The organism is Paenibacillus polysaccharolyticus (genome assembly GCF_023714295.1).
GTDB classification, from domain to species: domain Bacteria; phylum Bacillota; class Bacilli; order Paenibacillales; family Paenibacillaceae; genus Paenibacillus; species Paenibacillus polysaccharolyticus_A.
On the sequence record NZ_JAMAUN010000001.1, the window covers coordinates 249,401 to 275,622 of the forward strand.

Sequence of the window (26,222 nt, forward strand, 5' to 3'; positions counted from 1 at the left end):
CAACGTAAATGTAAACGTAAACCATGCGGAAGGGTGACAGCAAATGATCGTATATGAGAGAGAGCATGATTTTGTTTTGACCGCACAGCATGAGCATGGAATTGTCGCTGGAGATATGGTAGCGCATTGGAAAACGGAGTGGCTTCCCCATGGTTCGCATCGGGATGACCTGATTTTCGCGGCGAAGGAGCATGATCGGGGCTGGATTGACTTAGATGCGGCTCCGTTATGGAACGATTATAGTCAAATTCCATACTCCTTTCGTGATTTCCCGCTGAGACCGCGTTTTGTGTTTTATCGCAAGGGGATCGAAGAAGTAAGGCGGCAAAATCCTTATGCGGGTTTACTATGTAGTCTGATGTATACAGAATTGTTTCAAAAAACACTCGGGGCAAATCCTGAGGATGATGATGAGATCAGACAGTATTTGCAAGAAGAGCAATTACAGCAGGAGAGCTGGAAGAAAGAACTGGACGTTAATGCTTCAGAACTGGAACAGCGACTGAAAAACGATGTAGAGATCATGTTGTTCTGTGACCAGCTTAGTCTTTTTTTATGTATGGAAGAGCCAGGTACACCTACGGCACGTTATGATTTTTTTGCAGAAGGGCTCGGCTGTGGCTTTGACACCTGTCCAAGTTCCAATGTCCAAGTCGAGTGGGTGTCAGGTGAAAAGGTGGCTTTATCCTTTTTCCCATTTGATGAGGAGTTCGAAGTGACGATGTCTTATAAAGTGATACCCAAGGCCAGCATTCGCAAGTTTGGGATGTTACAAGCATATCGCCGGGCGGACTGGAAGAAACGCCAGATATGGATTACAGCTGTATCCTAAGCATGCATACACCTAGTTTAACGAAATACTACAAATATACGTGATCAAAAGGCGGGCATCTGATATTACGGGCGTCCGTCTTTGATATGGAACAAAGTCTAGCAGGAATAAACGTATGATCTCCAGAAATGTTTAGTAAAACGTAAGAAAAGCGCATCTTGGGAGGCTGAATATGAATTATCAGGTTGAGATTTACACGATGAGTATGGTGTGGAACCCGGTTAGCGATCAGGTTTTGCTGATGAACCGGCCGAGCCATAAAGGGTTCCCGGGGTACATTGCTCCTGGCGGTAAAGTGGAGTTCCCCGAAAGTATCGTGGACGGGGCGATCCGTGAGGTTCGTGAAGAGACAGGACTTTGGGCCAAGCAAATTACATATAAAGGGCTGGATGAGTTCTGTGATCCTGAGCAAGGGTTAAGATATATGGTGTTTAACTATCTGGTAACTTCATATGAAGGCGAACTTCTTACCGACCCGCCGGAGGGGGAGTTAGTATGGGTACCCTTGAAACAGGCATTGGAATTGCCGATGCAAGACTGGTTTGCAGAGCGGTTCCCGCGATTTTTTAACTCAGGTACATTTGAACGAAGTGTAGTCTGGGAGAAGTCGAGCGGACGAACCTTGCAAGAGACGTTCAAGACATATAGCGATTAGAATTCAACAGCAACGATCACATCATATCCATATCTATATATTTAGTTCCAGATATTATGATATAATGGAATTTACTTTGTTTTGGAGGTGTAAGCGATGGGAATCGTATTTCGAGATAAGCTGGATGGAATTGGTAGTGAGCAATTAACTGGAGGGTGTGATCCAGATGTCCAGACGTTTTATGAAAAACAAGGAATGCAGAGATCGACGGGGATGTCCATTCGCCATTACTCCAATCAAGCAGGACACATAGACAACAAACAGAACGACTAACATAGATTTCGAGACAGCAGAAACATCAGGAATAACAGGATCATGAGGAGACTGGGAGCTTCAAAATGAGTAATTTGTAGATTTGCCATACATAGGCTTCTGCAAACGGCATGGAAAAGAATAATATGGATGTGAAAAGGTGGGGGATTGGCATGAACTTGTCGTTCCGAATATTGGACTGGGATGAAGAAAAACCGTATGAACTTTTATTGATGGCAGATCCTTCAAAAACGATTGTAGACGAATATCTCAGCAGAGGTGTTTGTTTTATAGCAGAGTATGAAGGAGAGATGGTAGGAGAGTTTGTATTACTTAAGACTCGTCCGGAGACAGCAGAGATTGTGAACATCGCGGTACAGGAGGAACTGCAAGGACAGGGTGTTGGCAAACACATGATTAAGGAAGCGATGGAGGCGGCAAGAAGGCTAGGTTGTCGTATATTGGAGATCGGAACGGGCAATTCAAGCTTTCATCAATTGAAGCTGTACCAGCGCTGTGGATTTCGGATAACCGGCGTGGACCGGGACTTTTTTGTGAGACATTATGAGGAAGAGATAATCGAGGACGGCATCCGCTGTGTAGATATGATTCGCCTGTCCGTTGACCTGAATGACATAGCAGACGAGGAGAAGAAGTAGAGCAGAAGTGAAGAAACTGAAATTTCGAAGTAAGGGAAGGTAGGGCGCAAATGTGAACACGCATACGCATGTTGGTGTATATGGACTGGCTGTGTGGGAACAATTCTATCTGCTGATCCAGAAGGCTCGTGGGCCATACTACGGAAAATGGGATTTGCCCGGTGGAAGAATGGAATTCGGGGAGTCACCGGAAACTGCATTGAAACGAGAGTTTGAAGAGGAAACAGGAATCATTCCTTTGCAATGGTCCATTCGTTCTTCACAATCCGTTGTTGTGAATTGGGAGTACAGGGGTGAACCTGAGGAAGTACACCATATCGGTATTTTATACGATGTTATCATCGGACAGAACGACAATCCGCTGGAACAGATCAAAAGAAATCCTGATGGTGAAGACTCGCTGGGAGCAGCGTGGTTTACATTAGAGCAAGTGAAAGATCTGCAATTAACGCCCTTTGCACAATATATGATGAATCTTTCCCAGAAGGAAAGATAGGACCATCAGTCAGGAAGCCGCCGGGATTTGCATTCGAGCGGCTTTATTCTATGTTGTATATTGTCAGGATTCATTCTGAAAAATCCAATTTCTTGTTGAATGACATTTGAATTGGTTAATGTTTAAATGGACGGTTTGTTTTTGGACAGAATGGACCACAATTCTTATTAAGGAGGTATATACGGACATCAGATCTGGATTTGGCCGAATCCAGCGTTTCTGGCTTGCCTTGAATTGCACCAATTATTCGATTCATCTAATTTATGCATCAATTGAGCTAAAAATAGGAAATGCTCCTGAGCGTAAAAGTTTATAGAATAGAGATTAGAACACGAACTTCTTTGGAAACGGGGAAGAACGTATAACCTTCGAACGGATCAGGACATTATTCGACATCTGTGCGACGGTAGAACTAATCATTGTATTACTTTGATTTTGAAAACGCAGACAAACCTTTGACGGGAGCGTCGGAACAACGTTATTACCACGAACAGCACGATGATTGGACTTCATGAAAAATTTCGCTTAAAATGTTGAACGAACGCGAATTACAGCTTATTCAATGATTTCCGTCAAACCCTATGACAAAATCAAGACGGAGGGAACGTCGATGACGATCGAGAAAGGCAACATGAAACCCTGGGAGAGTTACTATGGTCCCAATATGGGATACGTACAAGAACAGTATGAATTATTCACCCAAGATCCAGGTGCAGTGACACCGGCCTATCGTGAATTGTTCGAGCAATGGGGCGCACCGCCGATGTCTGGCAAGGGTGCAGAGACTCTTTCGAATATCGGTAATGGTCAAACTGCTTCTGGAAATGTGGATATCCAACTATTGCAGAAAGCGGTTACAGCAGGCAAACTCGTATGGAACATCCGTACGTATGGCCATCTGGCTGCCGACATTGATCCACTTGGAATCAGTGAAGCAACAGACACGTCTTTGCTGGAACCAAAACATTTTCAATTAAATGAGGAAGATTTGAAAGCACTACCTGCTTCCCTGATTTGGGAAGGGGCAGACGGTCAAACAACGACTGGCTGGGATGCAATTCAACGTCTTCGTCAAATCTATACAGGTCCAATCGCTTACGAATTCAGTCATGTGCATGAAGTACAAGAGCGTGAGTGGTTGAATCGCCGTGCGGAATCCCGCACATCCCCGGCCCCGCTTACGCAACAAGAACGCACAGCGTTGCTGGAACGCTTGGTTGAAGCTGAACAATTCGAAGATTTCTTACACAAAACGTTTGTTGGACAGAAACGTTTCTCCATTGAGGGGAACGATGTACTTGTTCCTATGCTGGATGAAGCAGTCCGCCTTATGGCAGAAGCAGGCTCCAGTCATATTTTGATGGGGATGGCTCACCGCGGACGTCTGAACGTGCTCGCTCATGTCCTGGGCAAGCCGTACAGCAAAATTTTCTCTGAATTCCATCATGCCCCGAACAAAGACTTGGTTCCATCCGAAGGTTCAACCGGAATCAATTATGGTTGGACGGGGGATGTCAAATACCATATGGGCGCGAACCGTTTTGTAAAAGACGGGGAGACTGTACAGGCTCGCCTGACACTCGCCAACAACCCTAGCCATCTGGAATACGTCAATCCGGTTGTGCAAGGTTTTGCACGTGCAGCTCAAGATGATCGCCGTGAACCAGGTTATCCGAAGCAGGATGTAACCAAAGCAGCGACCATTCTGATGCACGGGGATGCGGCGTTCCCGGGAGAAGGCATTGTGGCCGAAACGCTGAACTTCAAAGCATTGCCAGGGTACCAAAATGGCGGAACGATTCACATCATCGTGAACAACCGTCTTGGTTTCACTACGGACAGCAGTGACTCGCGTTCAACTTATTATGCAAGTGACCTTGCCAAAGGATATGAAATTCCGATTGTACATGTTAACGCAGATAACCCTGAAGCTTGTATTGCGGCAATCCGCATGGCAGCGGAGTATCGCAACCGTTTCAAGAAGGATTTCCTGATTGACCTTATCGGATATCGTCGTTACGGTCATAATGAAACGGATGATCCTGAAACGACACAACCGCTCGTGTATGACAAGGTAAAGAATCACCCAACAGTCAGTCATCTGTATCAGGATATGCTTAAGAAGGAATCCGTCATTGACGATGCCTTCATTGCGAGTGTACGTGATGGCGTAGCGGATCGTTTAAAAGAAGCCTATGATCAGATGAAGAAAAACGAAGTGCATGAATACTACCAGCGCAACATCAGTGAGTCCGAGGCAGTCACAATTACGCCAACAGCGGTGCCTTTGGATCAATTGCGCAGCATTAATGCCGATCTTCTGAAGTGGCCAGAGACTTTTAATGTATATCCCAAACTGCAACGGATTTTGCAACGCCGGAGTACAGCTCTGAATGAAGGGGAAAAAGTAGACTGGAGCCTAGCCGAAACACTGGCATTTGCAACGATATTGGCAGACGGCAAGCCAATTCGTATCAGTGGTCAAGATGCGGAGCGTGCTACCTTCGCTCATCGTAACCTTGTACTGCATGATGCTACGAATGGGGAAAAGTTCTGTCCGTTGCATCATCTGCCACAAGCAAAAGCATCGTTTGCAATCTATAATAGCCCGCTGTCAGAAGAGTCTGTCGTTGGATTTGAATATGGATACAATGTGTACTCACCAGATACACTCGTAATTTGGGAAGCACAATTCGGTGATTTTGCTAACTGCGCACAGGTCATTTTCGACCAGTTCGTATCAGCAGGCCGTGCAAAATGGTCCCAGAAATCGAGTCTGGTTATGTTGCTTCCACACGCTAACGAAGGTCAGGGGCCAGAACATACAAGCGCACGTTTGGAACGTTTCCTGCAATTGTGTGCGGAAGACAATATGACAGTGGTTAATCTGTCGAGTGCTTCACAGTACTTCCACTTGTTGCGTCGTCAAGCTTCATTAACCGAGACAGAAGATGCGCGACCGCTTGTAATGATGTCACCAAAAAGCTTGATTCGTAATCCGCGTGTTGCGTCACCAGCTGTGGAATTTAGTGAAGGTAAATTCGAACTTGTGCTGGAGCAACCAGGTCTGGGCACAAAACCGGATCGGGTAGAACGCATTATTTTGTGCAGCGGTAAAGTTGCTATTGATCTGGAAGATGCGATTGAAAAGGAGAAGGGCGATTATTCCTGGCTTCACATCATTCGTGTCGAGCAACTCTATCCGTTCCCAGCAGAAGAGATCAAACGTGTACTCGCACGTTTCAGTCAACTAAAAGAGCTGGTATGGGTGCAGGAAGAGAACAAAAATATGGGTGCATGGACATATATGGAGCCTCGTCTTCGCGAGATCGCGCCTGAAGGCACTACCGTGAGATATGAAGGCCGTCCGGAACATGCAAGTCCTTCCAGCGGTTACCAACTTGTGCATAGCATGGAGCAACAATTGATTATTACAGCAGCGTTGAAACAAACGGCGAAGAATAATATTCCACTGGGGAGGTAACAGCTGTGAGTGAAATTAAAGTACCTGCAATGGGTGAGTCAATAACTGAGGGAACGGTATCCAGATGGATGGTCAAAGAAGGAGACAACGTTAATCAGGGTGATGTTCTGCTTGAACTGGAGACCGATAAAGTCAACATCGAGATCAGTGCTGAGGAGAGCGGTGTGCTCGAGAAAATCATTCGTCAAGAAGGCGAGACCGTAGTTATCGGTGAAACGATCGGGACACTTTCGGCTGGAGCAGGGGGCGGAAACGCTCCGGCTGCTTCCGAACCGGCAGCGGCTGAATCCAAACCTGCTTCTGCACCAGCTCCGGAAGCTCCAGTAGCACCGGCTGCTGTTGCGGCACCACCAGAGTCATCCGATAGCAACAAAACAGCGTCTCCTTCTGCACGCAAGCTTGCTCGTGAGCGTGGGATTGAGTTGGATCAAGTGCAGAGCAAAGATCCGATTGGCCGCGTGTATCAGGATGATGTGAAAAGCCATGGAAGTCAGCCGTCCACTCCAGCGGCACCACCAGCAGCCAAAGCTCCTGCTTCCGCACCTAGTGCTCCAGCAGCCAGCGGCGCAACTTTTGCCAAGCCTGTAGAGCGTCAGCGTATGTCCCGTCGTCGGGCAACCATTGCGAAGCGTTTGGTTGAAGCGCAACAGACCGCAGCGATGTTGACCACGTTCAATGAGGTTGACATGACAGCGATCATGGACGTTCGTAAACGTCGGAAGGACAAGTTCAAAGAGAAGCATGATATTAATCTGGGCTTCATGTCTTTCTTTACCAAAGCAGTTGTAGGCGCACTAAAAAAATTCCCAACGATTAACGCAGAGATTGATGGCGAAGACGTTGTATTGAAAAAATTCTACGATATCGGTATTGCGGTATCTGCCAAAGAAGGTCTGGTTGTTCCGGTTGTACGTGATGCTGACCGTCTGGGTTTTGCCGAAATCGAAAGAAGCATTGCAGACCTGGCGTCCAAAGCGCGTTCGAATACGCTGGCATTGTCTGATCTGCAAGGGGGAACCTTTACAATCACAAACGGGGGAACCTTTGGCTCGCTCTTGTCGACACCAATTTTGAATACACCGCAGGTAGGTATTCTCGGGATGCACAAAATTCAGCTTCGCCCAGTAGCAATTGATGCTGAACGGATGGAAAACCGTCCAATGATGTACATCGCTTTATCCTACGATCACCGGATTATTGATGGAAGCGAAGCCGTACGATTCCTGGTGACTGTCAAAGAATTGCTTGAAGATCCAGAATCATTGTTGATTGAAGGTTAATGACTTCTGAGATTAGCATTGGACTTTATTTCTCATCCTATGAAATCTGAGATATTTGACTAGAATAAAACCCCCCTGAACGAGCACATTACATACTGTGCTCGTTCAGGGGGTTTTTGCTCACATTTGAATCGGAATAGAGTAGAAATAGATTTCTTACATCAAAGCCGTCTGATTCGATTGAATTTCAAAAGACGGAACGGTATCGGCATCTTGTTGACCACTATTTTGTGTATGTTGCTGCTCAATCGTCGGCATATGACGTTTTAACCAACTCAGGACATCATGAGCCACTTCGTTACGATTGGTTTCATGGAGCATCTCATGCCGTCCGCCTGGATAAAGATGATATTCTACATCTTGAAGTCCAAGCTTTTGATACTGGGAGTATAGGTTAAGTACACCTTTGCCCCGAAGTCCGACAGGATCTAGTTCACCAGAGAAGAGGAGAACCGGCTTGTGTTTGGGGATACGTTCCATATGCTGCGGAAGATGGATCTCAAGTAGCAATTTGAAAAAATCACGGAAAAAGCCAGCAGTACATATCGCTCCACACATCGGGTCGTCGATGAATCGCTGCACTTCCTGCCGGTCACGAGATAACCAGTCAAAGGGCGTCGTAGCTGGACGGAACGCACGGTTAAATCCGCCAAATACAATGGCGTTGAGCAACAGGCTCCGATGATGGTCACCTTGAATGCCGCACTGGAGTAGCGCGAGCTTTTCTCCAAACCGAAGCAATCCTCGTTTGCCGTTTGTGCCGGACAGCACAAAGGCGTGGTACCTCTCATGTCCTGCATACATGAGGTGCTGTACCAAAAAGGAACCCATACTGTGCCCCATAAGGAACAGGGGAACCCCTGAATGTTCTTTGGCAAGTAGCTCGCCCAGATTGACCATATCTTTAGCCATCCAGTGAAATGCGTCCACACCTGCATCACCCAGTGATTCGGTGCTCTCCACCGTTTTGCCATGACCCCGATGGTCATTAGCATACACAGCAAAGCCGTGCTTCGTCAGATAACCCGCAAATTCGGCGTAACGCGCAGCGGTTTCGCCCATTCCATGCGCGATCTGTACAACGCCTTGAATGTGTTCGTCCGGATCGGGAAGCCAGCAGTATACATGAACACGGGTACCTTCATTGCCCATCAGCGTAAAGGTAGATTCCTGCATCTCGTATAATTCCTCCTTCACAGGTTATCGGTAACTAAAACTAAGGGAGATAGGATCGAAGAACGGTAGTATTTCCACTTAGTGTATAGTTACCCAGATTAGCCGGCAGAAGATAACATTGGCCTGCTTTCAATGCTAGCTGCTCGCCTTCTTCAGAACTACTCCATTCAAGGGTACCTTCACCTTCACATACAACAAGAATGGTAAAGCTGTCCAGTGTCGTAGATAACTCCCAACGTTCAGTCACCACGCCTTTCTCTACTACAAAGTAAGGACAGGAAGCAAGCTGGAGCCATTCACCAGGTACTGCATTGTTCGTTTTCATCGTTGTTGCTCCGGCACCTTCATACGCAGTGACATTCAAGGAATCCTCCACATGCAGTTCACGTGGTTTCCCGTCCAGTCCAGGTCGGTTGTAATCATAGATCCGGTACGTTGTATCAGAATTTTGTTGTATTTCTGCTACAACAACACCTGCGCAGAGAGCGTGCACCGTTCCAGCAGGGATAAAGAATGTATCTCCAGCTTCTACAGGTACTTGACGAAGAGTGTCCATAACGGTGCCATTCTCCAGGGCCTTTCTCAGCCCTTCACGATCCACACCTTCATTAAGTCCGTAAATAATATGAGCTCCGGGTTTGGCGTCGAGTACATACCACATTTCGGTTTTACCCAGTTCACCTGGAGGAAGAGCCTTGTAATCATCTGTAGGATGGACCTGAACGGAGAGGTCATCATTACAATCCAGCAGTTTGATCAACAGAGGAAAGCGACCGCCTTTTTCAGAAACACCTTTGGTACCCAGCCAGGCTGTTCCGAGTTGTTCACGTATCTCATCAAGTCCTTTGCCAGTAAGTGTACCATTTAATACCTTGGTCGTACCGTTCGCGTGATCTGCGATCATCCAGCCTTCACCAATATGTCCTTCAGGGGGAGTAAGGCCGAATTGCTCGAGCGCTCGACCTCCCCATACACGTTCTTTGAATTCGGGTTGGAATTGAAGCGGGTATGGCGTAGACATGGATATCTCTCCTTAGTATATGAAATGGTGATTCGCTTTAACCAGTTCAGGCCCCTCTAACGATCGGCATATGCAGATGTAGATGAACATGTGCAGAATACAGTTGCACCATGTAGGAGGAAACTGCGATGTTGAGTGAACCAGCAAAGGCTTGTCCAGTCAATGTGTTCAGTGTATTTCATTTGGTGAACAAAGAGAATTATTTTTTATTTTTTTTCAATACCGATTAAATAAGGTGAAGTTTGACGTTGCAACTGGCGGTACATCACAACCTGAGCCTGTTCGACAGGTAAAGCGGTTGCCCATGTAGATACAGCATCAGCTTCCTGATCGCCACCTTCGTGACCCGGATATAACACGACAGTAATTATACCGCGTGGACGCAATAACTTTATAGCAGCTTCAAGTGCTGTGATGGTGCTGGTTGTTTCTGTGATTATAGAAGCATCTGCCCCTTCAGCCGGTAAGTAACCCAGATTAAACATAATAGCTCCTACTTTACCAATCCAGGCGCCCGGTACGGCTTCGGCCATGCGTGCATGGCTTAATTCCATCATGGAAATAGAGCCGAGTTTGCTGCTTTCAGCTTGCTTTCGAATCCTGGCCTGAGCCAGTGTTAGCGCTTCGTTTTGAATATCAAATCCGATGACCTGACCACGCTGGCCTACCTGCTTTGCGAGAAACAAGGTATCAGCACCTGTGCCCACCGTGGCATCAATGGCGAAATCTCCTGGCTGGAGACGAGAACCAATCCATTGATGTGCACAGCTGAGAACCGATAGAAAGCCCATTTATGCCTCCCTCCAATACTTACCCTGCCATGTATCGCGTTCACGCAGTTCGCGGTCGATGGAATTAAGAACTTCCCATTTGTTCAATGACCACATGGGACCAATAAGCAGGTCGCGCGGGGCATCTCCTGTAAGACGATGTACAATCATTTCCGGTGGGAGCATCTCGAGGGTATCTACAATCAGCTTGATATATTCATCTTGTTCAAGGAATCGAAGCAGACCCGCTTCATATTGTTTAACCATCGGCGTTTTGCGCATCAGATGAAGCAGATGAATCTTAATGCCCTGCACGTCCATATTTGCCACCGCGCGACCGGTATCCAGCATCATTTCGTGGGTTTCTTGCGGCAAGCCATAGATAATGTGCGTGCAGACTCGAATATTGTGTTGACGTAGCTTTTCTACCGCTTCTTCATAACACGACGTATCATGTGCACGGTTGATCAAAGTCGAAGTGGAATCATGAATCGTCTGAAGTCCCATCTCTACCCATAAATAGGTTCGCTGATTAAGCTCTGCCAAATACTCCACAACGTCATCCGGTAAACAGTCCGGGCGAGTAGCAATGGATAAACCGACAACGCCGGGCTGTTGTAAAATCTCTTCAAAGTATTCACGCAGTTCTTCGACTGGTGCATAGGTGTTGGTGTACGCCTGAAAATAACCGATATAGTGAGCCGAAGGCCATTTCAGATGCTGCCTGTCGCGAATCGTATTGAACTGGCTGACGAGGTCTTCACGTCTGCTTCCTGCAAAATCACCTGAACCCCGTGCACTGCAGAAGGTACAGCCCCCTTTGGCAATGGAGCCATCCCGATTCGGGCAGGTGAACCCGGCATCCAGCATCACTTTAAATACTTTGTTGTTAAATTGATCTCGCATTTCATAATTCCAGGTATGGAACCGTTTATCCCCCCACATTAGTGGCGCTTGTGTAGCTGGTGCATTCATTTTCAAGGTACTCCTTTGAGGTCTATGGCTTAAAATGTAGTCCTTTTTTGGTTCGTTTCGTAATCTGTAATATCATACCTTAGCAGGTTATGCAGATGCTGTGCGGTTTTCGTCATTTATTGTATCAAAAATCCGGAAAAAAGGGGAATGCAAACGAAAAAAAAGGCCGTCAAATCAACGTTTTTTACTTGATGTAGTTTACACCTTATGTTATATTTAAATCAGCGTCAGACACCATCCAGTGAGTAGTTTTCATCGTGGCATTTGAATGAATGTTGACGTTATGGATCATACTATACCGTGAGGTGATATGAATGAATTCCCAAGTTAAAAATAAAGAATTCCAGCATGTATCTGTTGAACTGACGGCAGAAGAGGCCCTGGCTTTGACAGGCGTTCGTTTTAATGGGAATCCGAAAGTGAAAGCGGCTGCAAGACAAAAAGTTCGCGATGCTTTCGAAAAGACATTTGATTTTTCACACCAAGATAAGGTAGACTATGAACTACTAAAGTAGTTGGACCCCAATTCCAAATAAATCGAAAAGGGAATCTTTGAGATTTGCCCAACGTGGCAGGTCCGGAGATTCCTTTTTCATTGCTCTTTACAATTTGCCGGTTCTTGGGCAAAATGAGTCTAGGACAAGTATGGACAAACGGAGGAATAACATGCGTTTACGTGGTAGAAAAGGGATAAGAGAAAATCTGGAGCAACAAGAGGATCTGGTGGTACTGGAACCAAAGCAACACAAAGGCAAATGGGCTGAGCTGTTTGGCAATGATCATCCGATCTTTGTTGAGTTTGGCATGGGTAAAGGTCAATTTATTAGCCAAATGAGTTATAAATATCCGGAGTACAACTTTATCGGCATCGATATGTATGATGAGCTCGTTCGTCGTGCCAGCGAGAAAGCGCGTAATGCCTGGAGCCAAGCTGAGGTAGAGACACCCCCGAACCTGAAGCTTGCGCTTGCCAACATCGAACAGATCGAAGAGGTGTTTGAACCTCAGGAACTGGAACGCATTTATTTGAATTTTAGTGATCCTTGGCCAAAAGCGAAACATGCACGTCGCCGGTTAACACACCCGCGCTTCTTGAAAAAATATATTGAACTGCTGAATCCCAAAGGACAGATTCATTTTAAAACGGATTCAGAAACCCTGTTTGAGTTCTCCCTGAACTCGATCGCTGATTTTGGCTTGCAGATGACGAATTTGTCGCTGAACCTGCATCGTGACGGTTTGAATGAAGAGCATGTCATGACGGAGTATGAACAAAAATTCATGGGTAAAGGCATGAACATTCACCGGGTCGAAGTGATTGTAGGGGAAGAGGCATTGCGAGCGTATAATGAAATACGTCTGGAAAAGTACAAAGTGCGTGAAGCAACAGACGAGTCTGGTGAAGATCAGGACGAAGCATAAAAAAAGGCGGTATCTGAGGGCAAATGTATTGCTCTAAGGTACCGCTCTTTTTCTTTTTATTGATTGATGGAAGTTAGAGATGTTCAGAATGAAGCTCTTTACGGCGATAATCGTTAGGGGTCACGCCGTTCAACTTTTTAAACATCCGATAAAAATAAGAACTGTTGGTAAAACCGGTTCGCTCGGCGATATCCGCAACGGAATTTTCGGTCTGCACGAGCATATGCTGTGCTTTAGCGATGCGTGTCTCATTAATTACATCCGTGAGTCCCTTTAAGGTGAGTTGTTTATATAACCTGCTGACGTATATTGGAGACATCCCTAGTTCCTCTGCGATTGAGGTTAGGCACAGATTCGGGTCAGCATAGTCCCGCTCAACAATATCGTTGATTCTCCGAATGAGTTCCTCATGCTTGAGTGTGCGTTTTTCCTCTACCTTGGAGCCGAGCTCTTCAAACATTCGATAAAAATGTTCATGCACCTCGCTAATATCCTCAGCATCTTTCACCGGAAGCATCAGACTGCCTGAAACGGAATCCAGTGTAAGTTGATTATTTTTCTTGAGGGTGTTGCGAACGTGATTCAGGGTCATCGTCAGGTGGGACAGCGCAAGCTGAAAGACGTTGAATGGATAGGTTGCCGTTTCACTAACGATATCTGCGTAGATTAGCTTGGCTTCCTCTGTCTTGCCTGTCATCAAGCATTCTACAAGCTGTCTTTCTTTGCCCGCGGGAAACGTATACTCTTTACTCTGATATGCCATAATGCTTGCGGTGTGAATCAAGCACCCTGGTCCCATGAACAGACGATGAAGCGATGCTTCTGCGGAACGAGCATAGCCTTTAATACATTCCTCGAGAGAGTTTTCTTCCGGACCCAGCGTACAAGAGATGGAGCACTTGAGATGAGTCATAACTGCTGCCTGCATCATACGTAGCAATTCCTCAATTTGATGCGAAGCCTCATGCTCGGAGAAAGAATGATTTTCCGATTTTTCATTAAACAGAAGCGTGATTAGGTCACCGCCCATATCCACAGCTTCCACATAATAGTGAAGATCTGCGGTCTCTGTGCAAATATTCATCATCGCGTACTTTACAAGTTGGGTATCCTCACGGTAAGTCTCGCAAAATTCGGTATAATGGTCGATGCGCAATAGCACTAGTCTTGACGATCGATGTACATCAACAGGAGAGCCGTAGAATCTCATTCGATCCTCAAGCATATTACAGGTTGCAGTTTCCCGCCCCTGAAGAGCACCTCTTAGAAAGTCTTGTCTTAGCAGTTGCAGACTACCCCGGCGTTCGGCTTCCATCACACGCATGCGAACAAGCACGTTATTAATCGGATGATACAACTTCCGGGAGACAAGATAAGACAGAATCAAACCCGCAGCCAGCAATCCAAGGCAGAATAACAGGGTATGCGTGCGCATCCCCCGAATATCGGCTGTAATCACATCATAGGGGGTAATCCGTACATAACGCCATCCTAGGCTGTCTGGAGCGGTGTAGGTGATGAGCGATTTTTCCCCATCGACTTGCTCGGTAAAATAAGCAGAATGCTCGGTATCTTTCATAATTGGACGCATAAAGGTTTCGTTTGCGAGATGGTTAAGCAGTGGGCGATCTCCAAAATCGGACAACAGGTCGCCTTGTTCATTCACAATGAAGGTTTTGCCTGGCTGGTCTGCTGCATTCATGTTGGGACTGAGCCAGTCATCTTTAATGTTCACGATAACGGCGTAATTGAGCTTGGCGTTGTCGTTAATGGTGTCGTAGCACAGGTAAGTGTAACTGTTGACCTCACTGGCTTCGGTGGAGCCGACCTTATACGTGCGCGGGATCGGCACAAATGGTTTATAGTCGTGGAAACGATCCAGAATATGTTTGATCCCCTGGTCATCGATCTCGGAGATAGACTGCTGCCCATTGCGAACCCCGTCGGAACTGATAAAAAATTCATTGCTTTTGGAATTGTATACATAGATGGATTCAATAAAAGGAAGAGACATGCGGTAATTATCGAGTTGCTCCATGGCCGAAGTGATCTGATAGATACTCGGTTTGGAGTAGAGCATCAGGGACGAAATCGTGTAGTCCTGATAAATCTGGTAGGAGAGAGACTTGGCGCTTTCCGTCATTTTGGCCACTTCACGGCTCGTCTGGGTGAGGCTATTCACATCGGTACGATAGACTTGGCGGAGAGCAATACGATTGTAGTTAACGTACAAAATAGTTGATGCTACAAGTAACGTTGCGGCAGTGCTGATAATAATGCCGATCAGAATCCGCGTGAACACTTTCTGACTGTCCTCTGAACGTTTGCGCATTCTTTTTCCCCCTCGAACCTCCTGATATGAGTGAACTTATGTATTTTTCATAAGAAGTACTGAATTTCATATGTAGCAAAACAGAAGAGCAAGGTAACTTGAATTATATATTATGTATGCGTTTACATCAATGCTGGACAAGCTTTTTGGTTCCTTTTCCCTAGATAAAGTTCAACTTTCGCGGGATTGTTCATTCGGGTAAAGCTATGCACGATATCAACTTTTGTGAACGTACATGCGTTCATTTCATACTTAGTACATATTGTTCACTTCTCAATTCGCAGTATCGTTCACGAATGGGAGGAAGCTTCAGTATTCAGAAACGAAAGGGTCAGTCTACAATAAATTCAGAGCTTCACCGTTACATTTGGGAGGGATCGAGCCATGCTCAAAGAATTGAACAAAAACAAAATCATGTTTCTGATGCTGCTGCCCACGCTGATCTTTTTTCTCATTAACTCGTATTTTCCGATGGTCGGTATTTACTACGCATTTACCAGCTATGATTTTGCAGGAGGGTTATTTGGAAGCCCGTTTGTCGGATTAGATAACTTTAAGTTTCTCTGGCAATCGGGAATGCTGCTGAAACTTACGACAAATACCGTAGGGTATAACCTGGCTTTCATTATACTGGGGAACGGTCTTGCGATTTTTTGTGCGATCATGCTCAGTGAAATCCGGGGGAAGTTGTTCAAAAAAATAACCCAGTCCGTCATGTTTCTGCCGTACTTTATCTCCTTTGTTCTATTGAGTGTAATCGCTTACAACATGTTTAACTATGAGTCTGGGTTTGTGAATACCGTGCTTAAACGTTTTGAGGCAGGGCCGGTGGATATCTACAACACACCATGGATCTGGGTGTTTCTGATCATTATCTTTTACTTATGGAAAAACCTCGGGTACAGCATGGTCATCTATCTGGCCGCTATAACGGGAATAAGTGACGAGTATTATGAAGCGGCGCGCATTGACGGAGCGAACATCTTTCAGCGGATCTGGTACATCACCGTGCCGATGCTCAAACCAACGTTTGTCATTCTCCTGTTATTCTCGCTTGGCAGCATCATGAAAGGACAGTTTGACCTGTTCTATCAATTGATCGGGAATAACGGCGTGCTCTACAACGCTACAGATATCATTGATACGTATGTCTATCGTTCACTGAAAGTAACCTTTGATATCGGTATGGCAACAGCAGCTGGCTTGTACCAATCATTATTCGGGTTCATTCTCATCATGACGGTCAACTACATTATCCGCAAAATTAACGAAGATTACGCCTTGTTCTAGAATAAGCACGCCTATACGGCAGAAGGGAGAACAACTATGAGCACACAAACGCATACCCAAAGACGGATACGGACCCGGACCCGTGCCAAAGATTCGGAATTCAACTTGGCTTTTCAGCTCATTGCCTATGGTATCATCATTGTTTTGTCATTGATGTGTCTGCTGCCATTCCTGCTCATTTTGTCAGGTTCATTCAGCAGCAACGAATCGATCGTGCGGGATGGGTATCATCTTTTTCCAACACACTTCTCTCTGGAAGGTTACAAAATGGTATTCAAATTCCCCACACAAGTACTCAAAGCGTATGGCGTTACGGTGTTCACAACGGTTGTGGGAACAACACTGGGTCTGTTTTTTATCACCATGGCGGGATTTGTACTCCAGCGTAAAGATTTCAAATACCGGAACACGTTCTCCTTTTTCATTTACTTCACAACGTTGTTTGGCGGAGGTCTTGTGCCCTGGTACATTATGCTGGCGAACTACTTCAATCTGACAGATACGTATACGGTACTCATTTTCCCAGGGTTAATGACACCATTTCTGATCATTCTGATGAAAAACTTTATTCGCTCCGCGGTGCCGGATGAACTGATCGAATCGGCGAAGATTGACGGTGCCAACGATTTCCGGATTTATTTCAGCATTGTGTTAAAACTGGCGATGCCGGGCATTGCAACCGTTGGACTGTTTCTTGCCCTGGGCTATTGGAATGACTGGTTCACATCTTCCTTATTTATCAACAACCCGGATATGTACCAGCTCCAATTTTATTTGTACAACACGATGAATACGATTACCTTCATTGACCAGATGGCGATTGGCACGGGGGTAACGCTTAGTCAAGACGTTCCAACAGAGTCGACCAAGATGGCGATGGCGATTATCGTAACTGGCCCGATTTTATTCCTGTATCCTTTTGTTCAACGTTATTTTGTCAAAGGACTCACGATTGGAGCCGTAAAAGGTTAGAACGTACACACGCTGGGGACGTCAGACTGTCTAGGCAATGGATGGTCTGATGCATAGCGGGTCTGCGCTAACATATAGGTTTAACACAAAAAGGGAGGATGCATATGCGTAATAAAATGATTCGGCACCTGTCTGTGGTACTCGTTCTGATGTTATTTGCTGGCGTGCTGGCTGCGTGTAACGGCGGCGGTTCGGGAGGGAATACGCAAGGTAATGCTCAGGGAGGCTCATCGGATAATAAAGGCGAAAAAGTAACCTTGCAATTTTACATGCTTGGAGATGCTCCGAAAGACCTGCCTGTGATTGAGTCCGAGATTAACAAGCTTGCTGAAGCCGATCTGAATGTAAATGTAAAATTCAACTTCACGTCATGGACGGACTGGGATCAAAAATATAAATTGCTGCTGTCTTCCGGGCAGCCCATTGACTTGATTTTTACAGCAGACTGGACGAACTACCAGTCTTATGCGAAGAAAGGTGCTTTCCTGCCGCTGGATGAACTGTTGGCAAAAACACCAAAGCTCAAATCTCATGTCCCGGATGATATGTGGAACGCGGTTAAGATTAACGACAAAATCTACACGGTTCCATCGACGTGGATTGAATATGTAACCGAGGGTATAGCGTACCGCGAAGACCTGCGTGAGAAGTATAATCTGCCGAAGCCAGAATCGATGGAAACGCTCGAAGCATACCTGGACGGCATCAAGGCGAATGAACCCAACATGATTCCGATTGCAGACAGCAATGCAAATCATACGCATGGTGTTCGTCAATTGACTTCCAAGCTGGTAAATACGGCGGGTCAGCTTCCATATGGCTTGGATATTATGTATGACACACCATCTACAGTGACGTCCTACTGGGGCTCGCCACAGCATTTACAAGACCTGAAAACATACAAACGCTGGATGGATAAAGGTTTCTTCCCGAAAAACGTACTAAATGTGAAGGATACATCCAATTCCCTGTTGCAAAATGGTAAAGCGGCTGTCATTTTGGCTGGTGAGAACCCGAACAAATTCAATTCTGATGTCATCAAGGTTCAGTCCACTCACCCGGACTGGAAGCTTGGATATTTCCCATATCCGAATGCGAAAGGGTTTGCACAGCCGGTGCATCCGATTCATAACGGTTTTGCCATTCCGCGTAGCAGCAAAAACCCGGAAAGAGCACTGGAATTCTACGAGAAGCTTGTGACCGACAAACGTTACAACTGGCTGACCGAGTATGGCGTGGAAGGCAAAAATTTTGAAGTAAAAGACGGATACTACCATATGATTGGTGATGCACAGAGCAATGGCTTCCCGCGTGAAGGTATGAATGGCTGGGCTTGGCGTAATCCGGAGTTTATGCTGTACGACAAGAGCTTTGATGATGTACTGGCCATGTTTAAAGACCTTGATAAGATCAAAAAACCGGATATTTTCACTGGTTTTGCAGAGGATTGGACACCTTATCAAGCGGAAAAAGCGGCTTTGGAGCAAGTAGAGAAGCAGTATCTGTATCCACTTAACGTAGGGCTTGTTGCGGATGTAGAGGGTGGTTTGAATACGTTTATGGAAAAAGCAAAACAAGCCGGTCTGGATAAAATTCAGTCGGAGTACACAAAACAATGGCGGGAGTATCTAAAATCTGCCGGTATACAATAAGCGTTGTGGTTAATTTACAAACGTAAGAAAAAAAGGTGCCTTCGGCTTCGAAGGCACCTTTCTCTTCGTTATAAGAGATAAAAAGGACGATCTTATTCAAACTACAAAGGTTAGAAACGGGTCGACTCTGATGGTGAAGGCTGCATATCCTGTAACAAATCCATAATAGACTGCGCGCTTTCCATCGGATGTACTTTGGCAATCTCCGCCAGATGGCGTTTTCGTTTCTGCACCACGTCTGGATAATGATGAAGCAATTTGTTCATCCATTTCACAACGACGTCAAGGGAAGTAATTCGTTCACCCAATCCTCTGGTTGTAAAATAATGTACATTCTCTTCTTCCTGACCCGGGATCGGATTATGAAACAGCATTGGAATGCCCTTTGCCAAACCTTCACTGCAAGTCATTCCGCCTGGTTTTGTAATGAGTAGATCAGAGACTTCCATTAATTTATCAATTTCTGTTGTATACCCAATGATGTGGATATTCTCTTGCTGGAAAAGTGGGTCCTGCTCCATGCTAACCCGTATTTTGTCATTACGTCCGAGACAGAAAATAATCTGGATATCTTCATGCCAGCGTGCTAATAGCTGGTGAACAACCTTGTCACTTAGCATCCCCCAGCCACCGCCCATGACAAGCACGGTTGGCATTTTTTTTAGATTAAATCTGGAGCGGATTTCGTCATGTCCGGGATGCTCCCAGAAGTTTGGGTGCACCGGAATACCGGTTACCTTGATCTTATCTACGGACACGCCACGTTGTATCAACTTGGATTTTACTTCGTCCGACGAAACGAGATATAAATCCACCTCAGGACTAATCCATGTACCGTGTGCGTCATAATCGGTTAAAACGTTACATAAGGGAACCTTTGTACCTAACCGCTTTAACCTGGATATAACCGCACTTGGAATCGGGTGGGTGCAGACAATGGCATTTGGATGCAACTGACGAACGACACTGCGGGTATGGGTGTAAAACACTTTGTGCAGTGCAAGAGTTGTTAACCGGTTCAAAGGTTTTTTATATTGCTGTCTGTACATGTATCCAACGAGTTTGGGTTGATTGGTCACCGTTCTTTTGTACGCATTAAGGATAAGTGGTGCGACTTTCGGGTTAAGAAAGCTTCCGAGTTCAAGCACTTTGGTTTGGATATTCGGCGACAGCTTTCGTAAATGGCTGGACAATGCATAAGCAGCCTGGGTATGACCTGCGCCAAAGCCCTCAGATAATAGTAAAATTCTTTTTTTCTCCACGCTTGCTTCACCTGTTCCTGCTAGGTTTTCCTGAGTCTAACATATCGGCTTTAAGCCCAGAATGCAACTGTAGCAAGTGCGACTAAAGTACCGATTGTGGCTCCTGCCAAAACATCGGACGGATAGTGCAGCCCCAGATAGATTCGAGAGAATCCGACAATAAAAGCCACAGGAAGCAAAGTCAGCAATAGAAACGGCTCAGCAGCCATAAAGGGTACTGTAACCGAAAAAATGGCGGTTGTATGCCCCGACGGAAACGAATGATCCGTCAGTGGGTTGCGGAACGTTATTGTATCAGGCAAGGCCAGATAAGGGCGAATGCGAGGATACAATTTTTTAGCGATGGCTACAGGAATGTGACTTACTGCTAAGGCGATGCACGCTTGAAGTCCGGTTGTACTCCATGGAGCCGGGGCAAGTAGCCAGATTAACAAAGATACTGCAATGGAAGAAGTTGCTCCACCAAGATGGGTGAAATAGTACAGCCAGAAATTCATAAATCGATTATGAAGCCGGCCGTTAATCCACATAAACACATTACGATCGTACTCTTGAAACTTTAAGAAAAAACGGCTCATATTGGCCTCCTGCCAGTCAGGCCGCCCCGAGGACGGCAGTATTTCCGGGATGCTACCCGTGTCGGATTGTACCTGTTTAGTATATAACCGTTTTTCAAGCTCTTGAGGTTATTTCAGGCATATGTTTATCATATTTTTAAATGTTGTCCTTTTCAAGAAGAAGACATGTAAAGAACGTAAAATTCATGTAAAAGAGTGGATGAAGAACCAATGGTCTTTTTTGACTTCATTCCGTGAAAAAAGATACAATGATTCAATGTGGCTGAAATGAGGTAAAAAAATATGAGTTTTAGATTAAACTTTTTGGTGCCCGTTTACGTTATTTGATGTATAGACACGTTTCAGCTACAGTAAGCTGCAACAAAAAGAAGGGACTTTAGAAATAAAAATCAAGAAAACGGCTGAAAATAAGATATAACAGGCATGAATGCGAGGTTGTGGCATCAGGAAGTGACTATTCAGCGTTTAAAGTTCACATTTCTGCGTCAGGAAGTGGAATTGGGGTTTTGACAAATTGCTGAAAAGAATACAGAATCGATAAAGCAGCCAACTGGCCGCAGCCTTGATTTGAAACATTGTCTGAATGATTGACGTAGTACACAAAAGCACAGGGTCATATTCTGCAATTACAAAAAAATAAAATGCAGAATCAGGAAGAGAAAAAGCTAAAGTAATCTGGGTTTTATCTAAAAGGGGGTAACAGAGAACGATGTTGGACGCTATATTCGTCACGCTGCAGGTCATTTTGGCACTGCTGGCTGTGTACCAATTCACGTTTTCGCTGTTCGGTCTGTATAAGAAAAAGAAAAAGAAAAATTATCCTGCAACAAAATCATTTGCCGTGCTGGTAGCTGCACACAACGAGGAACAAGTTATCGGTGCGCTGATGGAAAACCTGAAGGAACTGGATTACCCGAGAGATCTGTACGACGTATTTGTCATCTGTGACAACTGTACAGACAGCACGGCAGAAATCGTTCGTCAGCATGGCTGGAATGCTTGTGTACGTACGAATCCAGACTTGAGAGGTAAAGGGCATGCCATTGAGTGGATGCTCAAATACCTGTGGGATTTGCCACGTCAGTATGATGCGGTAGTTATGCTTGATGCTGATAATCTGGTTGAGCAAAACTTCTTGCGTGAAATGAACAATGATTTGTGCAATGGAGCGCGTGTTATTCAAGGCTACATTGATACGAAAAATCCCGAGGATTCATGGATCACTGCGGCTTATGGTGTATCGTACTGGTATATCAACCGTCTGTGGCAGTTGTCTCGTCATAACCTGAACATGGCGAATTTCCTCGGCGGTACGGGCATGTGCTTCGAGACCAACCTGCTGAAAGAAATTGGATGGGGAGCTACAAGCCTTGTAGAAGACTTAGAGTTTACGATGCGAAGTGTACAGCGTAACGTGTACCCGGTGTTTAACTACGATGCCAAAGTATTCGATGAGAAGCCATTGACTTTTAAAGCTTCCGCTAGACAACGTTTGCGTTGGATGCAAGGACACTTTACGGTAGCGAGAAGATATTTCTTCCCACTGCTATGGCAGTCCATTAAAGAAAGAAGTATCGTGAAGTTCGACCTTGCTGTTTATGGTGCCAATGTGTACGTGGTGCTACTTACTTTCTTGTTGACGGCTGTAATGTCAATCGATATTTACGTATTGGACGGCCCACACATTGCTAACATTTATGGGTATTTCCCATTGTGGGTTGGATTCATAGCGATCGGCATGAACGTGTTAACGTTCCTGTTGTCCATGGCGCTCGAAAAAGTGAAGTTCGCTAAAGTGTATCTCTATCTGATTCTTTTCCCGATTTATTTGTTGTCTTGGTATCCAATTACGTTTTATGCGTTCTTTACGCAAAACAACAAACAGTGGAGCCACACGCAACATACACGGGTTGTTCGCCTGGACGAAGTACAGAGCAAACAGGGGTAACTCATGTATATATAGATTGGTGAGCATCTGCGTAGCTACGAGTTTTACACACGGCACACTGTTTTGAAATAAAAATGTGTTTTGAGTGTTGACAATGTTTTATGGCAGATGTTATAGTATTCAAGTGCGTTAAACAAATAGCAAAATGGAATCACAAGCAGAAGTCCGACTTCTCACCTGACCAACATACGTTGGCTGGTCAACGATCCCAATAATTTATGAAGTGTATATTCATGAAGAATTGTGTTGATTACAGGGATGTCGGTAGCTTGACCGGCATCCCTTTTATTTTTGTGTAACTGGATATTCAAAATGACCTGGAGGTGGACGGTTATTAGTAAAGATCACATGATTAATGACGAGATTCGGGCGAAGGAAGTACGCCTTGTCGGAGCTGAAGGAGAACAAATCGGGATCACTCCCATTCGTGAAGCACTTCAAATGGCAATTGACCTGAACTTGGACCTGGTTAATGTGGCCCCACAGGCTAAACCGCCGGTGTGCCGCATCATGGACTATGGCAAATTCCGCTATGAGCAACAAAAGAAAGAAAAAGAAGCCCGTAAGAACCAGAAAATTGTTGACATTAAAGAAGTATGGTTCCGTTCCAATATTGAGGAGCACGATTATCAAACGAAGCTTCGTAATGTAGTTAAGTTTTTGAAAGAAGGCGACAAAGTGAAATGCTCCGTTCGTTATCGCGGACGTGAGATTGCACATGCGTCTATTGGTCAGCGGATTTTGGAGCGCGTTAAGGTGGAAGTTGCAGAACTTTGTACCGTTGAACGTCAACCAAAACTGGAAGGCCGCAGTATGATTATGATCTTGGCTCCTAAAGCCTGATAACATTGGAGGAGGAAACACAACATGCCTAAAATGAAAACACACAGCAGTTTGAAAGGACGCTTCAAAATTACCGGTTCCGGTAAAGTCCTTCGTTACAAAGCTCACAAAAACCACTTGCTTTCTCACAAATCCAAACGTGCTAAGCGCGTTCTGAACGGCAACCCTGTAATGGCTGCTGGTGACGTGAGACGTTTGAAACAAGGTTTGGCTAACCTGAAAGGTTAATTCAAAAATAGTAGATTCCGTACGGGGGATTGGCTTCGGCCATACACATACCACGGATACATTTATATTTATTTGGGAGGTTCTTTAATATGGCAAGAGTAAAAGGCGGTTTTGTAGTACGTCGTCGTCATAAAAAGGTTTTGAAACTGGCAAGAGGTTATTTCGGTTCCAAACACCGTATCTTTAAAACAGCTAATGAGCAAGTAATGAAATCCCTGGTATACGCATACCGTGACCGTCGCAACACGAAACGTAACTTCCGCAGACTGTGGATCGTTCGTATCAATGCTGCAGCACGTATGAACGGTTTGTCTTACAACAAATTGATCCACGGATTGAAACTTGCTGGTGTAGACATGAACCGCAAAATGCTGGCTGATCTGGCCGTTAATGACATCAATGCGTTCAACTCTTTGGCTACTGTAGCTAAAGGTAAAATCAACGCTTAAATCTGTATGAAGTAAGCCGCCGTACCTATGGCGGCTTTTTTTACGGACTGGAGAATAAAAACGGCTTAGGAAGAACAACCTAAACTTATCGCAAAAGCTGGAAGTGATAGCAGAGTGCGAGCGCTGTTGGTGAATAACACAGCATGGCATTACATAAAACACGAACGGTACAATAATACAAATGAATTAGAGTGATTTTACGAAAATTTAGAAGTGGGTGTGATATTTCTGTTATATAACATCACATCGTTGTAACGTTAGTGTGTTAAAACGTTAAATTATTAAGCGTTTTCAATAAAAAAAGTACAAAAATAAGTGCTTTTTGGTGATTATACATCTGGATTTTAACACTGGTTGATTGTATAATCACCTCTAGTAGGCCAGTCCTAAATTTTTCTTTTCGGGTCATAATGTTCGGCTTTTCGACAGATGAACAGATGCATCGAGCAAAAGAATGCGCTTTTAGTGAGCCATTGGCGAAACATTTCGCTTTTAACCTGTTCTTTATATCTGTTGATCCGTGCAATGCAGACGAGATTTGAAAGGGACATATTATTAAGGGGGAAAAAGAGAAATGAAAAAAATGCTTAGCCTGTCTCTGGTAATGTTGCTGGCAGTATCGGTTATGCTCGCAGGATGCGGAAGCAAACCAAAAGAAGAAACAAATGCCGGAGGAGACAATGGTGGAACTTCCACTGAAGCCAAATCCGATGTTCAAATCGGTATGGTTACTGACGTAGGCGGCGTGAACGACAAATCCTTTAACCAATCGGCTTGGGAAGCACTGCAAGCAACCGAAACTGAAACAGGTGCAAAAGTTAAATACCTGCAAAGTAAATCCGATGAAGAATATATTCCAAACTTGAACGAATTTGTTAAAGGCGGATATGATCTCACTTGGGGTATTGGTTTCCAACTGGCTGATGCGATCAAAACAGTAGCAGAGCAAAACCCTGACTCTAAACTGGCGATCATCGACAGCGTAGTGGATGCAGCTAACGTGAAATCCGTAACGTTCGCTGAAGAAGAAGGATCTTATCTTGTTGGTGTTGTTGCTGGTCTTAGCACTAAAACAAACAAAGTTGGTTTCGTAGGTGGTATGGATAGTCCACTGATCAAAAAGTTTGAAGTTGGTTTCAGAGAAGGGGTTAAAGCAGTAAACCCTAAAGCTGAATTCATCTCTAACTACACAGGTGCTTTCGACAAGCCTGACTTGGGTAAAGCAGCTGCAGCTACATTGTACAACAAAGGCGTTGACATCATTTTCCACGCTTCCGGTGCAACAGGTAACGGCGTGTTCAATGAAGCAATTGCCCGTAAAAAACAAGGTCAAGATGTATGGGTTATCGGTGTGGATAAAGACCAATCCCTTGAATTTGGCGATGAAGTGACACTGACTTCCATGATCAAAAAAGTAGACGAAGCGGTTAAACGCGTGAATAAAGAAGTTGTTGACGGTACATTCGCGGGTGGATCTGAGAATCTGACGCTGAAAGAAAACGGCGTTGGCATTGCGGACACTTCCAGTAAAAATGTATCACCAGAAGTTCTGGCTAAAGTTGACGAATACAAAGAAAAAATCATCAGCGGCGAAATCAAAGTACCTACTGAGTAATACGAATTCGTAGTCATTTTGATATCTGCTG

The 26,222-nt window shown here is 45.1% G+C and carries 24 protein-coding genes; 17 read left to right on the plus strand and 7 right to left on the minus strand.

Annotation, left to right across the window (positions count from 1 at the left end; translation table 11 throughout):
• The first annotated feature begins 43 nt into the window (after positions 1 to 43).
• The 7 genes from M3629_RS01310 (at position 44) to odhB (ending at position 7,658) form a co-directional block, all read left to right on the plus strand.
• Positions 44 to 832, plus strand: coding sequence for a DUF3891 family protein (locus M3629_RS01310; RefSeq protein WP_251502593.1), 789 nt, complete (start codon positions 44 to 46; stop codon positions 830 to 832).
• Positions 833 to 1,004: 172 nt separating this feature from the next.
• Positions 1,005 to 1,487, plus strand: a complete 483-nt coding sequence (locus tag M3629_RS01315; RefSeq protein ID WP_090922157.1) for an 8-oxo-dGTP diphosphatase — start codon at positions 1,005 to 1,007, stop codon at positions 1,485 to 1,487.
• Between the two features lie 96 nt (positions 1,488 to 1,583).
• Positions 1,584 to 1,760, plus strand: coding sequence for a hypothetical protein (locus M3629_RS01320; RefSeq protein WP_186809568.1), 177 nt, complete (start codon positions 1,584 to 1,586; stop codon positions 1,758 to 1,760).
• A gap of 152 nt (positions 1,761 to 1,912) precedes the next feature.
• Positions 1,913 to 2,398: a GNAT family N-acetyltransferase gene (locus M3629_RS01325; protein ID WP_154886939.1), complete on the plus strand. Its 486-nt coding sequence runs from the start codon at positions 1,913 to 1,915 to the stop codon at positions 2,396 to 2,398.
• Positions 2,399 to 2,450: 52 nt separating this feature from the next.
• The gene (locus M3629_RS01330; RefSeq protein ID WP_154886937.1) at positions 2,451 to 2,894 is read left to right on the plus strand and encodes an NUDIX domain-containing protein; all 444 of its coding nucleotides are present in this window, start codon (positions 2,451 to 2,453) and stop codon (positions 2,892 to 2,894) included.
• A 610-nt stretch (positions 2,895 to 3,504) separates the two neighbouring features.
• The gene (locus M3629_RS01335) at positions 3,505 to 6,378 is read left to right on the plus strand and encodes a 2-oxoglutarate dehydrogenase E1 component (protein ID WP_251502595.1); all 2,874 of its coding nucleotides are present in this window, start codon (positions 3,505 to 3,507) and stop codon (positions 6,376 to 6,378) included.
• Positions 6,379 to 6,383: 5 nt separating this feature from the next.
• Positions 6,384 to 7,658, plus strand: a complete 1,275-nt coding sequence (odhB, locus tag M3629_RS01340) for a 2-oxoglutarate dehydrogenase complex dihydrolipoyllysine-residue succinyltransferase (protein ID WP_251502596.1) — start codon at positions 6,384 to 6,386, stop codon at positions 7,656 to 7,658.
• Positions 7,659 to 7,814: 156 nt separating this feature from the next.
• Here the strand turns inward: odhB and M3629_RS01345 are convergent, their stop codons facing one another.
• The 4 genes from M3629_RS01345 to M3629_RS01360 all read right to left on the minus strand — a co-directional run bounded on the left by M3629_RS01345 (position 7,815) and on the right by M3629_RS01360 (position 11,600).
• Complete coding sequence (locus tag M3629_RS01345; RefSeq protein WP_251502598.1) at positions 7,815 to 8,834, minus strand: alpha/beta fold hydrolase; 1,020 nt, start codon at positions 8,832 to 8,834, stop codon at positions 7,815 to 7,817.
• A gap of 40 nt (positions 8,835 to 8,874) precedes the next feature.
• The gene (locus M3629_RS01350) at positions 8,875 to 9,855 is read right to left on the minus strand and encodes a type I phosphomannose isomerase catalytic subunit (RefSeq protein ID WP_251502600.1); all 981 of its coding nucleotides are present in this window, start codon (positions 9,853 to 9,855) and stop codon (positions 8,875 to 8,877) included.
• Positions 9,856 to 10,061: 206 nt separating this feature from the next.
• Positions 10,062 to 10,646, minus strand: coding sequence for a class I SAM-dependent methyltransferase (locus M3629_RS01355; RefSeq protein ID WP_251502601.1), 585 nt, complete (start codon positions 10,644 to 10,646; stop codon positions 10,062 to 10,064).
• Positions 10,647 to 11,600: a TIGR01212 family radical SAM protein gene (locus M3629_RS01360; RefSeq protein ID WP_251502603.1), complete on the minus strand. Its 954-nt coding sequence runs from the start codon at positions 11,598 to 11,600 to the stop codon at positions 10,647 to 10,649. It lies immediately after the preceding gene.
• Positions 11,601 to 11,914: 314 nt separating this feature from the next.
• On the opposite strand from M3629_RS01360, the gene M3629_RS01365 reads away from it, so the two are divergent.
• Positions 11,915 to 12,115, plus strand: coding sequence for a hypothetical protein (locus tag M3629_RS01365; RefSeq protein ID WP_251502605.1), 201 nt, complete (start codon positions 11,915 to 11,917; stop codon positions 12,113 to 12,115).
• 151 nt (positions 12,116 to 12,266) lie between these two features.
• Positions 12,267 to 13,022, plus strand: a complete 756-nt coding sequence (gene trmB / locus M3629_RS01370) for a tRNA (guanosine(46)-N7)-methyltransferase TrmB (protein ID WP_251502607.1) — start codon at positions 12,267 to 12,269, stop codon at positions 13,020 to 13,022.
• A 73-nt stretch (positions 13,023 to 13,095) separates the two neighbouring features.
• Here the strand turns inward: trmB and M3629_RS01375 are convergent, their stop codons facing one another.
• Positions 13,096 to 15,354, minus strand: coding sequence for an AraC family transcriptional regulator (locus M3629_RS01375; RefSeq protein ID WP_251502609.1), 2,259 nt, complete (start codon positions 15,352 to 15,354; stop codon positions 13,096 to 13,098).
• Positions 15,355 to 15,738: 384 nt separating this feature from the next.
• Between M3629_RS01375 and M3629_RS01380 the strand changes: the two genes are divergently transcribed.
• The 3 genes from M3629_RS01380 (at position 15,739) to M3629_RS01390 (ending at position 19,268) form a co-directional block, all read left to right on the plus strand.
• Positions 15,739 to 16,644: an ABC transporter permease gene (locus M3629_RS01380; protein WP_090922181.1), complete on the plus strand. Its 906-nt coding sequence runs from the start codon at positions 15,739 to 15,741 to the stop codon at positions 16,642 to 16,644.
• A gap of 36 nt (positions 16,645 to 16,680) precedes the next feature.
• Positions 16,681 to 17,616: a carbohydrate ABC transporter permease gene (locus tag M3629_RS01385; RefSeq protein ID WP_244159348.1), complete on the plus strand. Its 936-nt coding sequence runs from the start codon at positions 16,681 to 16,683 to the stop codon at positions 17,614 to 17,616.
• Between the two features lie 98 nt (positions 17,617 to 17,714).
• Positions 17,715 to 19,268 (plus strand): ABC transporter substrate-binding protein, encoded by a 1,554-nt coding sequence (locus M3629_RS01390; protein WP_435368162.1) that lies wholly within the window; start codon positions 17,715 to 17,717, stop codon positions 19,266 to 19,268.
• A 110-nt stretch (positions 19,269 to 19,378) separates the two neighbouring features.
• Here M3629_RS01390 and M3629_RS01395 read toward each other — a convergent pair whose 3' ends face one another.
• Both M3629_RS01395 and M3629_RS01400 read right to left on the minus strand, forming a co-directional pair.
• Positions 19,379 to 20,530, minus strand: coding sequence for an MGDG synthase family glycosyltransferase (locus M3629_RS01395; RefSeq protein WP_251502612.1), 1,152 nt, complete (start codon positions 20,528 to 20,530; stop codon positions 19,379 to 19,381).
• A gap of 50 nt (positions 20,531 to 20,580) precedes the next feature.
• Positions 20,581 to 21,108 carry a phosphatase PAP2 family protein gene (locus M3629_RS01400; RefSeq protein WP_251502614.1) on the minus strand — a complete coding sequence of 176 codons (528 nt, stop codon included), beginning with the start codon at positions 21,106 to 21,108 and terminating at the stop codon, positions 20,581 to 20,583.
• A gap of 709 nt (positions 21,109 to 21,817) precedes the next feature.
• On the opposite strand from M3629_RS01400, the gene M3629_RS01405 reads away from it, so the two are divergent.
• From M3629_RS01405 to M3629_RS01425, 5 genes are all read left to right on the plus strand, one after another.
• Entirely contained in the window at positions 21,818 to 23,056 is a 1,239-nt protein-coding gene (locus tag M3629_RS01405; protein ID WP_251502616.1) for a glycosyltransferase family 2 protein, read from the plus strand.
• A gap of 348 nt (positions 23,057 to 23,404) precedes the next feature.
• Positions 23,405 to 23,899 (plus strand): translation initiation factor IF-3, encoded by a 495-nt coding sequence (gene infC, locus M3629_RS01410; RefSeq protein WP_139168915.1) that lies wholly within the window; start codon positions 23,405 to 23,407, stop codon positions 23,897 to 23,899.
• A gap of 24 nt (positions 23,900 to 23,923) precedes the next feature.
• Complete coding sequence (rpmI, locus tag M3629_RS01415; RefSeq protein ID WP_017689665.1) at positions 23,924 to 24,127, plus strand: 50S ribosomal protein L35; 204 nt, start codon at positions 23,924 to 23,926, stop codon at positions 24,125 to 24,127.
• 89 nt (positions 24,128 to 24,216) lie between these two features.
• Positions 24,217 to 24,576, plus strand: coding sequence for a 50S ribosomal protein L20 (rplT, locus tag M3629_RS01420; protein WP_017689664.1), 360 nt, complete (start codon positions 24,217 to 24,219; stop codon positions 24,574 to 24,576).
• Positions 24,577 to 25,150: 574 nt separating this feature from the next.
• Complete coding sequence (locus M3629_RS01425) at positions 25,151 to 26,191, plus strand: BMP family lipoprotein (RefSeq protein WP_090922194.1); 1,041 nt, start codon at positions 25,151 to 25,153, stop codon at positions 26,189 to 26,191.
• The last annotated feature ends 31 nt before the right edge of the window (positions 26,192 to 26,222 follow it).